This is a genomic window from Streptomyces sp. NPDC002144, from assembly GCF_053593695.1.
In genome coordinates, this window is record NZ_JBSFDB010000002.1 from 234644 (window position 1) to 250015 (window position 15372).

14 protein-coding genes and 1 pseudogene are annotated in these 15372 nt (G+C 72.7%); 7 read left to right on the top strand and 8 right to left on the bottom strand.

Annotated features, from left to right (window positions below; translation table 11 throughout):
* Position 1: 1 nt before the first annotated feature.
* The gene (locus ACWCQ1_RS03520; protein WP_358600313.1) at positions 2-1180 is read right to left on the bottom strand and encodes an acyl-CoA dehydrogenase family protein; all 1179 of its coding nucleotides are present in this window, start codon (positions 1178-1180) and stop codon (positions 2-4) included.
* 135 nt (positions 1181-1315) lie between these two features.
* Positions 1316-1690: a ferredoxin gene (locus ACWCQ1_RS03525; protein ID WP_133048427.1), complete on the bottom strand. Its 375-nt coding sequence runs from the start codon at positions 1688-1690 to the stop codon at positions 1316-1318.
* Between the two features lie 100 nt (positions 1691-1790).
* Between ACWCQ1_RS03525 and ACWCQ1_RS03530 the strand changes: the two genes are divergently transcribed.
* The 3 genes and pseudogenes from ACWCQ1_RS03530 to qcrB all read left to right on the top strand — a co-directional run bounded on the left by ACWCQ1_RS03530 (position 1791) and on the right by qcrB (position 4256).
* Positions 1791-2150: a DUF6479 family protein gene (locus tag ACWCQ1_RS03530; RefSeq protein WP_133048426.1), complete on the top strand. Its 360-nt coding sequence runs from the start codon at positions 1791-1793 to the stop codon at positions 2148-2150.
* A gap of 67 nt (positions 2151-2217) precedes the next feature.
* Positions 2218-2568, top strand: coding sequence for a hypothetical protein (locus tag ACWCQ1_RS03535; RefSeq protein WP_358600317.1), 351 nt, complete (start codon positions 2218-2220; stop codon positions 2566-2568).
* A gap of 60 nt (positions 2569-2628) precedes the next feature.
* Positions 2629-4256 (top strand): annotated as a pseudogene (gene qcrB, locus ACWCQ1_RS03540) (cytochrome bc1 complex cytochrome b subunit).
* On the opposite strand, the gene ctaF reads toward qcrB, so the two are convergent.
* The 4 genes from ctaF to ACWCQ1_RS03560 are packed head-to-tail and all read right to left on the bottom strand — an operon-like array spanning position 4229 to position 9996.
* The gene (gene ctaF / locus ACWCQ1_RS03545; protein WP_451025737.1) at positions 4229-4681 is read right to left on the bottom strand and encodes an aa3-type cytochrome oxidase subunit IV; all 453 of its coding nucleotides are present in this window, start codon (positions 4679-4681) and stop codon (positions 4229-4231) included. The pseudogene qcrB and the gene ctaF sit on opposite strands and share 28 nt — an antisense overlap.
* Positions 4681-6375, bottom strand: a complete 1695-nt coding sequence (ctaD, locus tag ACWCQ1_RS03550; protein WP_358600323.1) for an aa3-type cytochrome oxidase subunit I — start codon at positions 6373-6375, stop codon at positions 4681-4683. Before ctaD ends, ctaF begins: the two co-directional genes overlap by 1 nt.
* Before the next feature lie 54 nt (positions 6376-6429).
* On the bottom strand, positions 6430-9102 hold the full coding sequence (gene ppdK, locus ACWCQ1_RS03555; RefSeq protein WP_451025738.1) for a pyruvate, phosphate dikinase: 2673 nt from the start codon (positions 9100-9102) through the stop codon (positions 6430-6432).
* Positions 9103-9111: 9 nt separating this feature from the next.
* The gene (locus ACWCQ1_RS03560) at positions 9112-9996 is read right to left on the bottom strand and encodes a universal stress protein (protein ID WP_358600329.1); all 885 of its coding nucleotides are present in this window, start codon (positions 9994-9996) and stop codon (positions 9112-9114) included.
* Between the two features lie 161 nt (positions 9997-10157).
* On the opposite strand from ACWCQ1_RS03560, the gene ACWCQ1_RS03565 reads away from it, so the two are divergent.
* The gene (locus ACWCQ1_RS03565; RefSeq protein WP_451025739.1) at positions 10158-10799 is read left to right on the top strand and encodes a universal stress protein; all 642 of its coding nucleotides are present in this window, start codon (positions 10158-10160) and stop codon (positions 10797-10799) included.
* Here the strand turns inward: ACWCQ1_RS03565 and ACWCQ1_RS03570 are convergent.
* Both ACWCQ1_RS03570 and ACWCQ1_RS03575 read right to left on the bottom strand, forming a co-directional pair.
* On the bottom strand, positions 10796-11434 hold the full coding sequence (locus ACWCQ1_RS03570; RefSeq protein WP_358600336.1) for a hypothetical protein: 639 nt from the start codon (positions 11432-11434) through the stop codon (positions 10796-10798). The two genes, ACWCQ1_RS03565 and ACWCQ1_RS03570, sit on opposite strands and share 4 nt — an antisense overlap.
* Positions 11431-12051 carry an RNA polymerase sigma factor gene (locus ACWCQ1_RS03575; protein ID WP_358600339.1) on the bottom strand — a complete coding sequence of 207 codons (621 nt, stop codon included), beginning with the start codon at positions 12049-12051 and terminating at the stop codon, positions 11431-11433. The genes ACWCQ1_RS03570 and ACWCQ1_RS03575 overlap by 4 nt, the downstream gene beginning before the upstream one ends.
* A gap of 162 nt (positions 12052-12213) precedes the next feature.
* On the opposite strand from ACWCQ1_RS03575, the gene ACWCQ1_RS03580 reads away from it, so the two are divergent.
* From ACWCQ1_RS03580 to ACWCQ1_RS03590, 3 genes are read left to right on the top strand one after another with little or no spacing between them, the layout of a single operon-like run.
* The gene (locus ACWCQ1_RS03580; protein ID WP_133048416.1) at positions 12214-12720 is read left to right on the top strand and encodes a hydrogenase maturation protease; all 507 of its coding nucleotides are present in this window, start codon (positions 12214-12216) and stop codon (positions 12718-12720) included.
* Positions 12717-15002, top strand: coding sequence for a carbamoyltransferase HypF (gene hypF, locus ACWCQ1_RS03585; protein WP_451025740.1), 2286 nt, complete (start codon positions 12717-12719; stop codon positions 15000-15002). Before ACWCQ1_RS03580 ends, hypF begins: the two co-directional genes overlap by 4 nt.
* Positions 15003-15008: 6 nt before the next feature.
* Positions 15009-15266, top strand: a complete 258-nt coding sequence (locus tag ACWCQ1_RS03590) for a HypC/HybG/HupF family hydrogenase formation chaperone (protein ID WP_358600346.1) — start codon at positions 15009-15011, stop codon at positions 15264-15266.
* Positions 15267-15372: the final 106 nt, after the last annotated feature.

Below are 15372 nucleotides of genomic sequence, written 5' to 3' on the forward strand. Positions count from 1 at the left end.
GCTAACGCCGTACACGCGGCATCCCCAGGCCGATCCACGAGATGATCTCCCGCTGGATCTCGTTGTTGCCGCCGCCGAAGGTGAAGATGACCGCCGAGCGGTAGCCGCGCTCCAGTTCGCCGTGCAGGACCGCGCCCACCGAGCCCTCCTTGAGCTCACCGGCCGCGCAGACGATCTCCATCAGCCAGGCGTAGGCGTCGCGGCGGGCCTCGGAGCCGTAGACCTTGACCGCGGAGGCGTCCTGCGGGGTGAGGGTGCCGTTCTGCACGGCGTTGACCATCTGCCAGTTGAGGAGCTTCATCGCGTCCAGCCTGGTGTGGGTCTGGGCCAGGCGGCGGCGCACCCAGGGCAGGTCGACGACGCGGCGGCCGTCGGCGAGCTTGGTCTCCATGGCCCAGCGCTGCACGTCGTGCAGGGCGCGGATGGCCATGGTGCCGTGGGCGGCGAGGGTGACGCGCTCGTGGTTGAGCTGGTTGGTGATCAGCCGCCAGCCCTGGTTCTCGGCGCCGACCCGGCGGGAGACGGGCACGCGGATGTTCTCGTAGTAGCTGGCGGTGGTGTCGTGCGAGGCGAGGGTGGTGATGACGGTGCAGGAGTAGCCGGGGTCGGTGGTCGGCACCAGCAGCATGGTGATGCCCTTGTGCGGCGGGGCGTCCGGGTCGGTGCGGGTGGCCAGCCACACCCAGTCCGCGGTGTCGCCGTTGGTCGTCCAGATCTTCTGTCCGTTGACCACGTACTCATCCCCGTCACGAACGGCGCGCGTCTTCAGTGAAGCGAGGTCCGTGCCCGCGTCGGGCTCGCTGTAGCCGATGGCGAAGTCGATCTCGCCGGAGAGCACCTTGGGCAGGAAGTAGGCCTTCTGCTCGTCCGTGCCGAACTGCATGATCGTCGGGCCGACCGTGTTCAGGGCCATCAGCGGCAGGGGGACGCCCGCCTGGGCGGCCTCGTCGAAGAAGATGAACTGCTCCATCGCCGTGAGGCCCCGCCCGCCGTATTCCTTGGGCCAGCCGACCCCGAGCCAGCCGTCCGTGCCGAGGCGGCGGATGGTCTCGCGGTAGAAGCGCTTCTGGGCGGCCGGGTCGCCGTGCCGGGCGTAGGCGTTGTCGGGCACCAGCTCGGCGAAGTACGAGCGCAGTTCGGTGCGCAGCCGCTGCTGCTCGGGCGTGTATTCGAGGTGCACGGCGCCTCCAGGCTCCCAGTCCGGTCCTGACGGCGCACACCGTAGAACGTGTTCCAGAAATTGGGAATGCCGAGGACCGGGCCGGTGCCCGGGTGCCTGCCGCCGAGCCGCCCGCGTGCCGGGTCGTGGGGTGGGTCAGTTCAGCGTGGCGAGGAAGTCCGTGCACGCCTGCGCGCACTCCCGGCAGGCCTTCGCGCCGTCCTGGCCGCCTGGGTAGCCGTCGAAGACATGAGCGGCCTCCAGGCACACGGTGCGGCACCATTCCACCTGGATGCGCATGCCGGCCTCGTCGAGCCGGTTCTGCTCCGACAGGACACGGCAGGTCGCGTCGCACACCTCCGCGCACATGATGCCCTTGCGTCGTACGAGTTCCTGCTGTTCCGTCCCGTCCGGGTCCACCAGGCTGGCGCGCAGCGCACACGAGCGTGCGCACTCGGTGCACGCCTGCGCGCAGGCGAAGCGGTCCTCCAGGAACCGGAAGAGCTCCTCTTGTGTCGTCGTCGTTGTCACACCGTGCGGGTAGCCGGTGGCCCGTGCGTCAAACACCGTGCCGGGAGCCGCTTTCGCAGGTGAGTCGGTTCATGGCGGAGGTCGGGGGTACCCGCGTGCCATGACCAACGCATCGATGGACATCGCCGCGAGCAGCGCCGCCGCCATGGGGCTGATCGCGGCCGGAGTGGTGATCGTGCTGGTGCTGATCGGCGCCTTCGTCCTGGGTGCCCGCGTCCGGCGCCGCGAGCCCGCGCCGCCGAAGCCGCACGAGCAGCCTCGGGTGCCGGACGGGGGTCCGGTGCGCGAGGTGCAGGAGAACCGCGAGCCCGACGAGGTGCCCCGCAGTGACCGGCGGCTGACCCCGCACGAGCTGCCGAACCACGGCAACTCCCCGTCCCGGACGGCCTCCTCGAAGGAGCGGCCGCGCTGGAGCGAGGGCAGCAGCGGTTCGTTCGGCAGCGGCGGCCCGGGCGGCTGACCCAGGGCCCCGGGCACGCCCGCGGGAGGACCGGCACCCCGCACGCCCGAGGGAGGAAGCGAGAGCCATGACCGACCCCGCCCGCAACACCCTGCCCCTGCCCGACTACGACCATCTGCCGATCGGCGGTCTGGAGAGCCGCGTACGGTCACTCTCCGCCGACGAGGTCGAGGACCTGCTGGCCTACGAGCGCTCGCACGCCGGCCGGCTGCCGGTGACCGAGCTGCTGTCGGCCCGCCTGGAACAGCTGCGCTCGGGCGCCGAGCCGACCTCGGGGAACCCGGGCGCCCTGCGTCCCGAGCAGCACGGCGGCCGGTCCCGCTCGCCGGTCTCGCCCGCGACCTCGCCGCAACCCTCCAGTCCGCCCCCGCACGGCACCCCCGACCAACGGGGCAAGCCGAAGGGCGACCGCACCTGATCCGCGTCCGTCGACCGTTCCCGGGCGTTTCCGGCCAGGGCGCCCGGGCACTCGTGGGCCGTGCTGAGCAGGAAGAGTACGGCCCGGACCCGGCCGGCGGCGGAGCGCGCCGCCGACGCGCTGGACGCCCGCCTCCCCGTGTACGACGGCGGCAAGCTGCTGCGGAAGGCCTTTCCGGACCACTGGTCCTTCTTCCTGGGCGAGATCGCCCTGTACAGCTTTGTCGTCCTGCTGCTGACGGGCGTCTGGCTGACCCTGTTCTTCCACCCGTCGATGACGGAGATCGTCTACAACGGCTCCTACCGGCCGCTGGACGGGGTGCGGATGACGGAGGCGTACCAGTCGACGCTGCACATCAGCTTCGACGGGCGCGGCGGCCTGCTGATCCGTCAGCTCCACCACTGGGCGGCGCTGGTCTTCCTCGCCGCGATCGGCGTGCACCTGCTGCGGATCTTCTTCACCGGCGCCTTCCGCCGCCCCGCGAGGTCAACTGGCTGATCGGCGTGACCCTGTTCGTGCTGGCGCTGGCCGAGGGCTTCGCCGGCTACTCCCTGCCGGACGACCTGCTGTCGGGGACGGGCCTGAGGATCGCGCAGGGCATCATGCTGTCGATCCCGGTCGTCGGGACGTACATCAGCATGTTCGTCTTCGGCGGCGAGTACCCGGGCCACGAGCTGATCCCGCGGCTGTACTCGCTCCACATCCTGCTGATCCCCGGACTGCTGCTGGCACTGGTCGCCGTCCACCTGATGCTGGTGGTCTACCTCAAGCACACCCAGTGGGCGGGCCCGGGCCGCACCAACCGCAACGCCGTCGGCAAGCCCATGGTCCCGCAGTTCTCGGCGAGTTCGGGCGGCCTGTTCTTCATGGTCTTCGGTCTGCTGACGGTCCTGGCCGGGCTCGCGCAGATCAACCCGGTGTGGGTGTACGGCCCCTACCGTCCGGACGTGGTGTCCACCGGTTCCCAACCCGACTGGTACGTCGGCTTCCTGGAGGGCTCGCTGCGTCTGGTGCCGCCCTGGGAGACGGCGGTGGCCGGGCACACCGTGATGTGGAACGTCCTGCTGCCCGCCGTGGTGCTGCCGCTCGCCCTCTTCGCGGTGCTGTACGCCTACCCGTTCCTCGAACGCTGGGTGACCGGTGACGACCGGGAACACCATCTGTGCGACCGGCCCCGCGACAACCCCGCCCGCACCGGTCTGGGTGTCGCCGGCATCTGCTTCTACGGCGTCCTGCTCCTGGCCGGCGGCAACGACATCATCGCCCACACCTTCAAGATCTCCCTCAACACGCTGACCTGGGTCTTCCGCATCGCCGTGCTGGTGCTGCCGCCGCTGGCCCTGATGGTCACCCGGCGCGTGTGCCTGGCCCTGCAGGAGTCCGAGCTGGAGAAACTGCACGAGGGCGAGGAGACCGGCGCGGTGCGCCAGACGATCACCGGCGGCTACGTCGAGGCCCATGAGCCGCTCGACGAGGAGAAGCAGTACGTACTGCGCGCACGCCGGCTGCCCGAGCCGCCGCCCTCGGCGGAACCCGACGGGCACAGACCGCAGTTGGAGCGGCTGCGGGCCACGCTGAGCTCCTGGTACTACGGCGACCGGGTCCACGAGCCGGGCGACGGCGAGGTCCCAGAGCGGGAGTCCGGGAACGGCGAACTCGCTCAGCGGGACCGCGAGTTGGAGGGCTGACCGGGCCGGGCCCGCGGACCCGAGGGCTCGGAGCCCGGGTCCGGACGGTCGGCGTACTGGAAGACCATCCCGAAGACACCGAGCCCGAGGACGCCGAACCCCAGCAGCACCAGCCACAGTCCGAAGACGACGCCGAGGGCGAGCAGGACCGCGCCGAGCGCGACGACGATGGGCCAGGGGCTGTGCGGGGAGAAGAACTCCAGCGGGCCCGCCGTGTCGATGATCTCGGCGTCCGGCCGGTCCTGGGCCCGCCGACCGCGCCTGCGGTACTGGACGTGCAGGAAGAACGCGACGAGCGCGGCCATCAGGAAGGCGATCCCCAGGGCGGCCGTACCGGCGGGCTCGCGGGAACGCCACCCGTAGCCGGCGGCGGTGACGGCGAAGAAGAGGGCGACGCCGGCGAAGAGTCGGGACTCGGTGCGCATCAGCTCTCCTGTTTCGTCTCCTGCCGACCCGCCGCCACCTGCTCCGCCACCTCCGGGTGGTGCAGGTCGAAGGCCGGGGACTCGGAGCGGATCCGGGGCAGGGCGGTGAAATTGTGGCGCGGGGGCGGGCAGGAGGTGGCCCACTCCAGGGAACGGCCGTAGCCCCAGGGGTCGTCGATCTCGACCTTCTCGCCGTACCTGGCGGTCCTCCAGACGTTGCAGAGGAACGGCAGGGTGGACAGGCCCAGCAGGAAGGCGCCGATGGAGCTGACGGTGTTCAGCAGGGTGAAGCCGTCGGCGGCCAGGTAGTCGGCGTAGCGGCGGGGCATGCCCTGCTCTCCGAGCCAGTGCTGGACGAGGAAGGTGGTCTGGAAGCCGACGAACAGCGTCCAGAAGTGGATCTTCCCGAGGCGTTCGTCGAGCATCTTGCCGGTGAACTTGGGCCACCAGAAGTAGAAGCCCGCGAACATCGCGAACACCACGGTCCCGAACAGGACGTAGTGCAGGTGGGCGACGATGAAGTAGCTGTCGGTCAGATGGAAGTCCAGCGGCGGCGACGCGATCAGGACACCGCTCATGCCGCCGAGCAGAAAGGTCACCAGGAAGCCGCACGACCAGAGCATGGGTGTCTCGAAGGACAGCGATCCCTTGATCATCGTGCCGATCCAGTTGAAGAACTTCACCCCCGTCGGCACCGCGATCAGGAACGACATCAGCGAGAAGAACGGCAGCAGGACCGCGCCGGTGGCGAACATGTGGTGGGCCCACACCACCGCCGAGAGCATGGTGATGGCGATGGTCGCGCCGACGAGCGTGACGTAGCCGAAGATCGGTTTACGGCTGAACACCGGGATGATCTCGGAGACGATCCCGAAGAACGGCAGCGCGACGATGTAGACCTCGGGATGGCCGAAGAACCAGAACAGGTGCTGCCACAGCAGGGCCCCGCCGTCGGCCGCCTCGAAGACCCGCGCCCCGAACTTGCGGTCCGCCTCCAGCGCGAACAGGGCGGCGGTCAGCACCGGGAACGCGGGCAGCACCAGGATCGACGTGAACAGCACGTTCCAGGTGAAGATCGGCATCCGGAACATGGTCATGCCGGGGGCGCGCAGGCACAGGATGGTGGTGATGAAGTTGACCGCGCCGAGCGTGGTGCTGACGCCGGTCACGATCAGCCCCATCACCCACAGGTCGCCGCCGGCGCCGGGGCTGTGCACGGAGTTGTTGAGGGGCGCGTAGGCGAACCAGCCGAAGGCCGCCGCTCCCCCGGGCACCAGGAACCCGGAGACGACCATCAGCCCGCCGAACAGATACAGCCAGTAGGACAGGGCGTTGAGTCTCGGGAACGCGACGTCCGGGGCACCGATCTGCAGCGGCATCACGGCGTTCGCGAACCCGGCGAACATGGGCGTCGCGAACAGCAGCATCATCACCGTGCCGTGGATGGTGAAGAGCTGGTTGTACTGCTCCTGGCTGACGATCTGCAGCCCGGGGCGGGCCAGTTCGGCCCGCATCAGCAGCGCGAGGATCCCGCCGAAGAGGAAGAACGAGAAGGCGGTCGTGATGTAGAGATGGCCGATCACCTTGTGGTCGGTCGTGGTCGCCCAGCGCAGCAGCGCCCGCCCCAGCGACGACCGCGTGCGCGGCCGTACCGGCGCCTGGCGCGGCCGCGCCGTCCTCCTGTCCACCGCCATGCGCCGCCGGGTACCCGGGGGCGGCGGGCTCACTCACCGTCCCCGGGGGGGCGCTCACCTGCTGTCACTCGCCCCGGCGGTCTCCGTCAGAGCGGCGCGTCCGGCCTCCAGGCGGGCGGCCGGGATCCGGAACGGCGAGCAGGAGACGTAGTCCAGTCCCGCCCGGTCGAAGAAGTGGATCGAGGCGGGGTCGCCGCCGTGCTCTCCGCACACGCCCGTCTCCAGCCGGGCGTTGACCGTGCGGCCGGCCTCGACGGCCAGTTCCACGAGCCGTCCCACACCCTCCTGGTCGATCGAGTCGAACGGCGAGACCTCGAAGACGCCCTTGTCCAGGTAGAGCGGGAAGAAGGAGGCCTCCGCGTCGTCCCGCGACAGGCCCCAGGTGGTCTGGGTGAGGTCGTTGGTGCCGAAGGAGAAGAAGTCGGCGGCCGTGGCGATGCGGTCGGCGATGAGGGCGGCACGCGGCAGCTCGATCATCGTGCCGATCGGGCAGTCCAGTGCGACGCCGGTCTCCTTCGTGACCTCGGCGAGGACGCGTTCCGTCTCGGCGCGGGCCAGGCGCAGCTCCTCGACCGTGCCGACGAGCGGGATCATGATCTCGGCGCGGGGTGTGCCGCCGTCCCGCAGCCGCCGTACCACCGCCTCCGCGATCGCCCGGACCTGCATGGCCATCAGGCCGGGCACCGCCAGGCCCAGACGTACACCGCGCAGGCCCAGCATGGGGTTCTGCTCGTGCATGCGCTCGACGGCGGCGAGCAGTTCGACGTCGTGCGGGTCGGGGTGCTCGGTACGGGCGATCCGGACGGCCAGCTCGGTGCGGTCGGGCAGGAACTCGTGCAGCGGCGGGTCGATCAGCCGGATCGTCACGGGCAGCGCGTCCATCGCGGCGAGGATGCCGGTGAAGTCCTCGCGCTGCAGCGGCAGCAGGGCGGCCAGCGCCTGCTCGCGGTCGGTGTCGTCGCGGGCCAGGATCATCGCCTCGACCAGGGCCCGGCGCTCGCCGAGGAACATGTGCTCGGTACGGCACAGCCCGATGCCCTGCGCCCCGAGCGCACGGGCGCGGACGGCGTCCTCGGGCGTGTCGGCGTTGGCCCGCACCTCCAGGCGCCGTACCGCGTCGGCGTGGGCCAGGGCGCCGAGCACGGCTTCGGTGAGCGGGCCGGTGGAGGTGCCGGACTCCAGGGCGCGGCCGACGTCGGACGCGGTGAGCGGCAGTTCGCCGAGGTGGACGGTGCCCGCGGTGCCGTCGACGGAGACCGTGTCGCCCTCGCGGACGACGACTCCCGCCTCCGTGGTGAAGAGACGTCCCGCCGGGTCGACGGTGAGGGCCTCGGCGCCGCACACGCACACCTTGCCCATGCCGCGGGCGACCACGGCCGCGTGGCTGGTCTTGCCGCCCCGGCTCGTGAGCACGGCCTGGGCGGCGATCATGCCGGGCAGGTCGTCGGGCGTGGTCTCGCGGCGCACCAGCACCACCCGTTCGCCGGTGGCGGCTCGGCGTACCGCCTCGGCGGAGTCGAACACGACGGCTCCCACGGCGGCGCCGGGTGAGGCGGGCACGCCGTGGGCGAGGGGCCGGTCGGCGGACTGCACGTCGAAGCGGGGGAACATCAGCCGGGTCAGTTCGGCGCCGTCGACCCGGACCAGGGCCTCGTCGTCGGTGATCGTCCCTTCCTCGCGCAGGTCGTGGGCGATGCGGAAGGCGGCCTCGGCGGTGCGCTTGCCGACCCGGGTCTGCAGGATCCACAGCTTGCCGCGCTCGACGGTGAACTCGACGTCGCACAGGTCGCGGTAGTGGCTCTCCAGGGTGCGCAGGTGGTCGCCGAGTTCGACGTAGGAGCGCGGGTCGAGCGTCTTGAGCTCGCTCAGCGGCAGCGCGTCGCGCACGCCGGCGACGACGTCCTCGCCCTGGGCGTCGGGCAGATAGTCGCCGTACATGCCGCGTTCGCCGGTGGCCGGGTCGCGGGTGAAGGTGACTCCCGTGCACGAGTCGTGCCCCAGGTTGCCGAAGACCATCGCCTGGACGTTGACGGCGGTGCCGAGGTCCTCGGGGATGTGCTCACGGTGGCGGTAGACGCGGGCGCGTTCGGTGTTCCAGGAGTCGAAGACGGCGCGGATGGCGCGGGAGAGCTGTTCGGCCGGGTCCTGGGGGAAGTCCTCGCCGGTCTCCTTGCGGATGATCGCCTTGAACTCCTCGGTGAGCCGGGCGAGTTCGGCGGTGTCGAGGTCCGCGTCATGCGCCTTGTGCGCGGCGATGGCCTGTTCGAACAGGTCGCCGTCCACGCCCATCACGGTGTGCCCGAACATCTGGATGAGCCGCCGGTAGGAGTCCCAGGCGAACCGCTCCTGTCCGGACGCCTTGGCGAGCCCGGTGACCGAGCGGTCGTTGAGGCCGATGTCGAGGATGGTCTCCATCATGCCGGGCATGGAGAAACGGGCGCCCGAGCGTACGGACACCAGCAGCGGGTCGTCGGGGGCGCCGAGGGCGCGGCCCATGGCCCGCTCCAGGCCGGCCAGCGCCTGCGCGGCCTCGATGCCGAGCTCGGGCGGCTCCTCTCCGGTGGCCAGATAGACCTTGCAGGCGTCGGTGGTCACCGTGAACCCGGGCGGGACGGGCAGCCCGATCCGGGTCATCTCGGCGAGTCCGGCGCCCTTGCCGCCGAGCAGGGCGGCCATGTCCCGGTCGCCCTCGGCGAACGTGTACACGTACTTCGTCGGCTTGCTCATGACGACCTCTCAGTCGTGGGGTACGACGGCCACGGGGCAGCCGACGTGGTGGATGGCGGCGTGGGTGACGGGGCCGGTGCGCGGACCCGCGGGCCGGTCGGTGACGCGGCGGCCGACGACGAGCAGGCCCGCACCGGAGGCGGCCCGCAGCAGCGCGGACCGGGCCCGGCCCTCGGTCACCGTCTCGAGCGCCTCGACGCCGGGATACTTCTCGCGCCACACCTGCAGCACGGCGCTCAGGAAGCCGAGCCACTCCTCGGCCCGCCGGGGACCGGCCAGCAGGCCGATGTCGCCGGTACCGAGTCCGATCGGGGACGGCGGCTGCCAGGCGTACACGGCCCGCAGCCGCGCGCCGCGCGAGCGGGCCGCCTCGAAGGCGAACTCGATCACCTCGTCGCAGGGACCGGTCGGATCGATGCCGAGCACCACGTCCCCGACACCACCGGTGTCGCCGGCAAACCGCTCGTCGGCCGCCCCCTCGTCCGCGCGGACGAGGACGACGGGACAGGCGGCCCGCGCGACCACGCCCAGCGCGACGGAACCGACCAGGAAGCCGGTGAAGCCGCTCAGTCCGCGCGAGCCCAGCACGAGCAGGTCGGTCTCTTCGGCCGCCTTCAGCAGCGCGGCCGTCGCGGGCCCCTCCATCTGCTCGTCCTCGACCCGGACGCCCGGGCAGGTGCGCCGGACGCGCTCCTCGGCCTGACGCAACGCGCGCCGCGCCAAGTGCCGTTGGGCGGCCGTGGCGGGTTCGCCCTCGTCCTGACGCGGATGCCAGTTCCAGACGTGCACCAGACGCAATAGCCGCTCACGGCGGACCGCCTCGCGGGCGGCCCACTCCGCGGCGGCGAGACTCTCGGCGGATCCGTCGACGGCCGCGATGACGGGCGGCAGCATGCTGCGCACCTCCTGCGCTCGGTCTGCTCCTCGCTGCCAGCGTCCGCCCCGCGCCTACCGGCGGGTATGGGCCGCCAGGTCTGTGCCCGGGTCCGTTCGGCCCTGCACCGCGGGCCGCCTTCCGGGCACAGTGGAAACCCCGGCCCGGAAGGCGGCACGCCATGGAACGAGTGATCATCGCCTGTGTCGACGAGTCGCCCCAGGGCCGGGCCGCGGCCGCCTGGGCCGAACGGGAGGCCGCGCTGCGCGCGCTGCCCCTGCGCGTGGAGCAGGGCCCGCCGCCCGGTGACGGCGCCTGGCCCGACGCGGAGTTGATCGTGCTCGGCCTGGTCCAGGGATTCCGGCTTCCCCCGATCCGGACGGCTCCGCTCGTGGTCGTCGCGTGGACGCCGTACCGCCTCCCCGAGACCGTGACGGTGGGCCTCGACGCCCGCAACCCGGCGAGCGGCGTGCTCGCCTTCGCCTTCGAGGAGGCCCGGCTGCGCGGGGTGCCGCTGCACGCCGTGCACTCCTGGGCGCTGCCCGCGCAGGCGGCCGAGCGTTCGCCGCTGCCGGTGCTGGAGGAGGACCGTGCCACCTGGGAGGACCAGGAGGTGCAGGTCCTGTCCGACGCCCTGCGGCCGTGGCGGGGCAAGTACCCCGACGTCGACGTCCTGGAGGATGTCGTCCTGCTCGCTCCGGCCGAGGCACTGGTCCACGCGGCCGGCACCTCCGGGCTGGTGGTGGTCGGCCGCCGCACCGGCGACACAGCCCTCGACGTGCTGGAAGAGGTGCGGTGCCCGGTCGCCGTGGTGCCGGGTTAGCGGCTCGAGCCCTGGGGCCAGGCGGGGACGCAGGTGGGCGGGGTGCCGTCGATCCGGCCGGCCGTGATGACGTACGCGGCGCGGCCGGGATCGGTACGCACCAGCGGGAAGGCGACCAGCAGGTGCTGCCCGGCGGCGATCCTGTCGGGGCGGACGGTGAGGACCGGCTTGCCGCCCTTGGCCAGTTCGATGCGCCAGGTGGCGGAGGGCGCGTCGTCTCCTGAGCTGGTCGGCGTCACCGTGCACGCGGGGTCCCCGGCGTAGACGACGGCCGGGACGCCGAGGCGGTTGAGGTCGCGTTGCAGCCGGGCCGTGTCCAGCAGTCTGCCGTCCGGTCCGCTGATGGCGAGCCTGACCCGGCCGTCGGCTTCGCGCTGCAGGGTGTACGCGGCGGTGGTGATCCTCTGCGGCTGCTGTACGGGGGTGGCACGGGCCGGTGTGGCGGGCCGGTCGACGGCCACGGTGGTCAGGGCGGCACCGACCGCGGCGACCCCGGCGAGGGCGAGCGGCAGCCGGTGGCGAGCCACCCAGGAGCGGCGCCGTACCGGGGCGGGAGCGACGGCTCGTTCCGCGGCGAGGGCGGTGAGCCGGTCGCCGAGGCGCTGCTGGAAGCCGACGGGAGTACGAGTGGTCATGATGCGTTCTCCAGGGCGGTGTCGGGCAGTCTTGGACGATCGGCGTCCTGCTCGGGGGCGCCCGCTTCCGGGTGGGCGGCGCGCAGGGCGCGGCGGGCCCGGTGCAGCCGGACCCGTACGGTGGCCTGGCTGAGGCCGAGGGCCTGGGCGGCCTCGCGGGGTGTCAGCCCGTCGACGGCCACCAGGTCGAGCACCGCCCGCAGCGGTTCGCTGAGGGCGCCGTGCCGTTCGGCGAGCTCCCGCACGGCCCGTTCGGCGTCGATGCGCTCCTCCAGGGCCGCGATGTCCTCGCTCCCCAGCAGCCGCCGTCCGGTCAGCCGGGCCACCGCCCTCAGCTCACGGACCGTGCCGCGGCCGTGGGAGGACATCACGTTGCGCGCGATGCCGTACAGCCAGGCGATCGGCGCTCCCTGCCGGGCGTCGTAGCGGTCGGCGGCCTCCAGGGCGGCGACGAACACGTCGGCCGTGAGGTCGGCCGCCAGGTGGGGGTCGGCGGTGCGACGGGTCACGAACGTGAGCACCGCCTCGAAGTTCTCCTCGTAGAACGCCGAGAATCCGGCGGGATCGGTTCTGGGCGGTGCGGGTCGCCGTCGGCCGCCGCGCTCGGGTGTGTGCACCCGTTCCTCCAAAGGGGTCGGTCGTCCTTGCACCCGTTCTTGGCCGCAGCGCGGCGCGGCGTTACATCCTGGCCGCCCGGTCCCCCGCGGGGCGGACCGGCCCCGCCGGTCAGGCCGTTCGGCCCATGTGACCTTCGGCTCCGGCGGGCCACGGTGAGCAGCATGAGGACCCGTACGCGGATCGCGGTCATCGGTGTCGGCAACGAGTTCCGGCGCGACGACGGCGTCGGCTGGGCCGTGGTCGCCCGGCTGCACCGGCGCGCCGAGGACCGGCCGCTGCCGCCTGACACGGTGCTGGCCACCTGCGACGGTGATCCCGGCCGGCTGATCGGCCTGTGGGAGGGCGCGGCCCTCGCCGTGGTCGTGGACGCCGCCCACGCGCATCCCGGCACCCCCGGCCGCGTGCACCGCCTGGAACTGGATGCCGGCGTCCTGGCCCCGGCGTCCGCCACCAGCTCGCACGGGCTGGGTCTCGGCGAGGCGGTGGAGCTGGCCCGGGTCCTGGACCTGCTGCCCGAGCGGCTCGTGGTGTACGCGGTGGAGGGCGCCGACGGCGACTTCGGCACCGGCCTCTCCCCCGCCGTCGAGGCCGCCGTCGCCCCGCTGGCCGAGGCCGTCGAGGGCGAGATCGCGCGCCGCGCGGACGTCGTGGCCCGGAGGCGGCCATGACGGTACGGCGCTTCCATGTCGAAGGGATTGTGCAGGGCGTCGGCTTCCGGCCGTTCGTGTACCGCACCGCTTCCTCGCTGGGCCTGGACGGCTGGGTGGCCAACGTCAACGGACATGTGGAGGGCGAGGTCGCGGGGCCGCCGCGGGCCGTCGAGGAGTTCGCGGCGCGGCTGCGCGCGGACGCCCCGGCGCTGGCCCGGGTGCGCCGGGTCCGGCTGAGCGAGGCCCCGCCGGTCGACGTGGGCCGCGGTTTCCGGGTCCGGCACAGCACGCCCGCCGACGCCGGCCCGGCGATTCGCGAGATCCCGCCCGACGCGGCGATCTGCGACGCCTGTCTGCGTGAACTGCGCGATCCGCGCGACCGACGGCACCGCTACCCGTTCGTCAACTGCACGGACTGCGGCCCGCGCGCCACGATCATCGAGGACCTCCCCTACGACCGTGTCCGCACCACCATGCGCCGCTTCCCGCTGTGCGCCGCCTGCGCCGCCGAGTACGCCGACCCCGCCGACCGCCGCTTCCACGCCGAGCCCGTCGCCTGCCCCGCCTGCGGGCCGTGGCTGGCCTGGGAAGACCTGCGGGGCGAGGAGGCCCTGCGAGCCGCCGTGAAGATCGTCGGCGACGGCGGGATCGTCGCGCTGAAGGGACTCGGCGGCTATCAACTACTGTGCGACGCGGGTGACTCGCGAGCGGTCCGGGAGCTGCGGCGGCGCAAGCACCGTCCGACGAAACCGTTCGCCGTGATGGTGGCCGACCTGCGGACCGCGTCCCGCCTGGCCCGCGTCGGCGCCGCTGAGGAGCAGACCCTGACCTCCCCGGAACGCCCGGTCGTACTGCTGGCCCGGAGCCGCGGGCACGGCCCGGATCCGCTCGCGCGCGAGGTGCACCCCGGTCTCGCGCGGGTCGGCCTGTTCCTGCCCACCACCGGCCTGCACCACCTCCTGCTGGACGATGTGGCCCGGCCCCTGGTGGTCACCAGCGGCAACCTCAGCGACGAGCCGATCGCCGTGGACGACGACGCCGCCCGCCGCGCTCTGGCAGGGGTCGCGGACGGGTTTCTCACCCACGACCGGGAGATCCGCTCCCGCTATGACGACTCGGTCGTGCAGTTCACCGGCCGCACCCGCGTCACCGTCCGACGGGCCCGCGGACTGGCCCCCGCTCCGCTGCCGCTGGCCGTCCGGGAACCGGTCGCCGGGGCCGGCGCCCAGCTCAAGCACACCTTCACCCTGGCCGCCGACGGCCACGCCCACATCGGCCCGCACACCGGAGACCTGGCCGACCTGTCGAGTCACGAGGCGTTCCTGGCGTCGTACGACCATCTGCGGCGGCTGACCGGCATCGCGCCGGGTGTCGTCGCCCACGACCTGCATCCCGGCTACCTGTCCACGCAGTGGGCCGAGGCCCAGCCGGTGCGGCGCATGGCGGTGCAGCACCATCACGCGCACGTGGCCGCCTGCGCCGCCGAGCACGGGGTGCGGGGAGCGTTCCTCGGGATCGCCTACGACGGGCTCGGGCTCGGCGACGACGGCACGCTCTGGGGCGGTGAGATCCTCCTCGCCACCCTGAGCGGCTACCGGCGGGTGGGCCGGTTCGCCACGGCGCCCCTGCCGGGCGGGGACGCGGCGGTGCGGCATCCCTCCCGTGCGGCGCTCGGGAGGCTGCTCGCCGGCGAGACCCTGGGCTCCCCCCGCCCGTACCCCTGGCTCATCCGGCACTTCACCGAGCGGCTCGATCCGCGCGAGGTGGCCACCGTGCGGGCCATGGTGGCCCGGGACGTCAACTGCCCGCGCGCCTCCAGCGCAGGACGGCTCTTCGACACGGTCGCGGCACTGCTCGGGCTCGCCGACCGGGTGAGTTACGAGGGCGAGGCGGCCGTCCTGCTGGAGGCGGCGGCGGGCGACGAGCACGCCGTGCCGCTCGGCCACCGGATCGTGCGGGCGCAGGGACTGTGGGTGTACGACCCGACACCGACGCTTGTCGATCTGCTGACCCGGCAGCTCGGCGGCGAGTCGGTGGCCCGGCTGGCGGCGGCCTTCCACACGACGGTCGCCATCGTGACGGCGGAGCTCGCCGCACGGGCCGTGGCCGACGGCGCGCCGCGCACGGTGTGTCTCGGCGGGGGCTGCTTCGTCAACCGGCGGCTGCTGACCGAGGTGCGGCGGCGGCTGCACGCGCACGGGCTGCGGGTGTTCGTCGGCGGTCAGGTTCCCGTCGGGGACGGCGGTGTCAGCTACGGGCAGGCGGCGGTCGCGGCGGCGCGGCTGGCCGGGGAGGAGTGAGCGGGGATGTGTCTTGGCATTCCGGGACGGGTGACGGAGGTCCACGACGACGCGGGCCTGCGCATGGCGACCGTCGACTTCGGGGGGATCCGGCGGGAGGTGTGCCTGAGCTGCACGCCCGAGGCGGACGTGGGGTCGTACGTCATCGTGCACGTGGGCTTCGCGATCACCCTGGTCGACGAGGCGGAGGCCGAACGGACCCTCGACGTGCTGCGCGCCATGGCGGGGGCGGTCGAGAGCGAACTGGGCGAACCCCTGCCCTAGGGATGTCACGAAAGTCCCGCCTGCCCCGCGACGCCCGGAACGTTGCCCAGAGGTGGACCCCCACTCGCCGCACCGGGCACGAACCCAGGTGCGTCCGGCACGAGTG

Coding starts and splice junctions, on each gene's coding strand:
- ACWCQ1_RS03590 (WP_358600346.1), top strand. CDS start 15,009: ATGTGTCTTGGCATTCCGGGACGGGTGACGGAGGTCCACGACGACGCG.
- ppdK (WP_451025738.1), bottom strand. CDS start 9,102: ATGAGCAAGCCGACGAAGTACGTGTACACGTTCGCCGAGGGCGACCGG.
- ACWCQ1_RS03580 (WP_133048416.1), top strand. CDS start 12,214: ATGAGGACCCGTACGCGGATCGCGGTCATCGGTGTCGGCAACGAGTTC.
- ACWCQ1_RS03535 (WP_358600317.1), top strand. CDS start 2,218: ATGACCGACCCCGCCCGCAACACCCTGCCCCTGCCCGACTACGACCAT.
- ACWCQ1_RS03530 (WP_133048426.1), top strand. CDS start 1,791: ATGACCAACGCATCGATGGACATCGCCGCGAGCAGCGCCGCCGCCATG.
- hypF (WP_451025740.1), top strand. CDS start 12,717: ATGACGGTACGGCGCTTCCATGTCGAAGGGATTGTGCAGGGCGTCGGC.
- ACWCQ1_RS03565 (WP_451025739.1), top strand. CDS start 10,158: ATGGAACGAGTGATCATCGCCTGTGTCGACGAGTCGCCCCAGGGCCGG.
- ctaF (WP_451025737.1), bottom strand. CDS start 4,681: ATGCGCACCGAGTCCCGACTCTTCGCCGGCGTCGCCCTCTTCTTCGCC.
- ACWCQ1_RS03560 (WP_358600329.1), bottom strand. CDS start 9,996: ATGCTGCCGCCCGTCATCGCGGCCGTCGACGGATCCGCCGAGAGTCTC.
- ctaD (WP_358600323.1), bottom strand. CDS start 6,375: ATGGCGGTGGACAGGAGGACGGCGCGGCCGCGCCAGGCGCCGGTACGG.
- ACWCQ1_RS03570 (WP_358600336.1), bottom strand. CDS start 11,434: ATGACCACTCGTACTCCCGTCGGCTTCCAGCAGCGCCTCGGCGACCGG.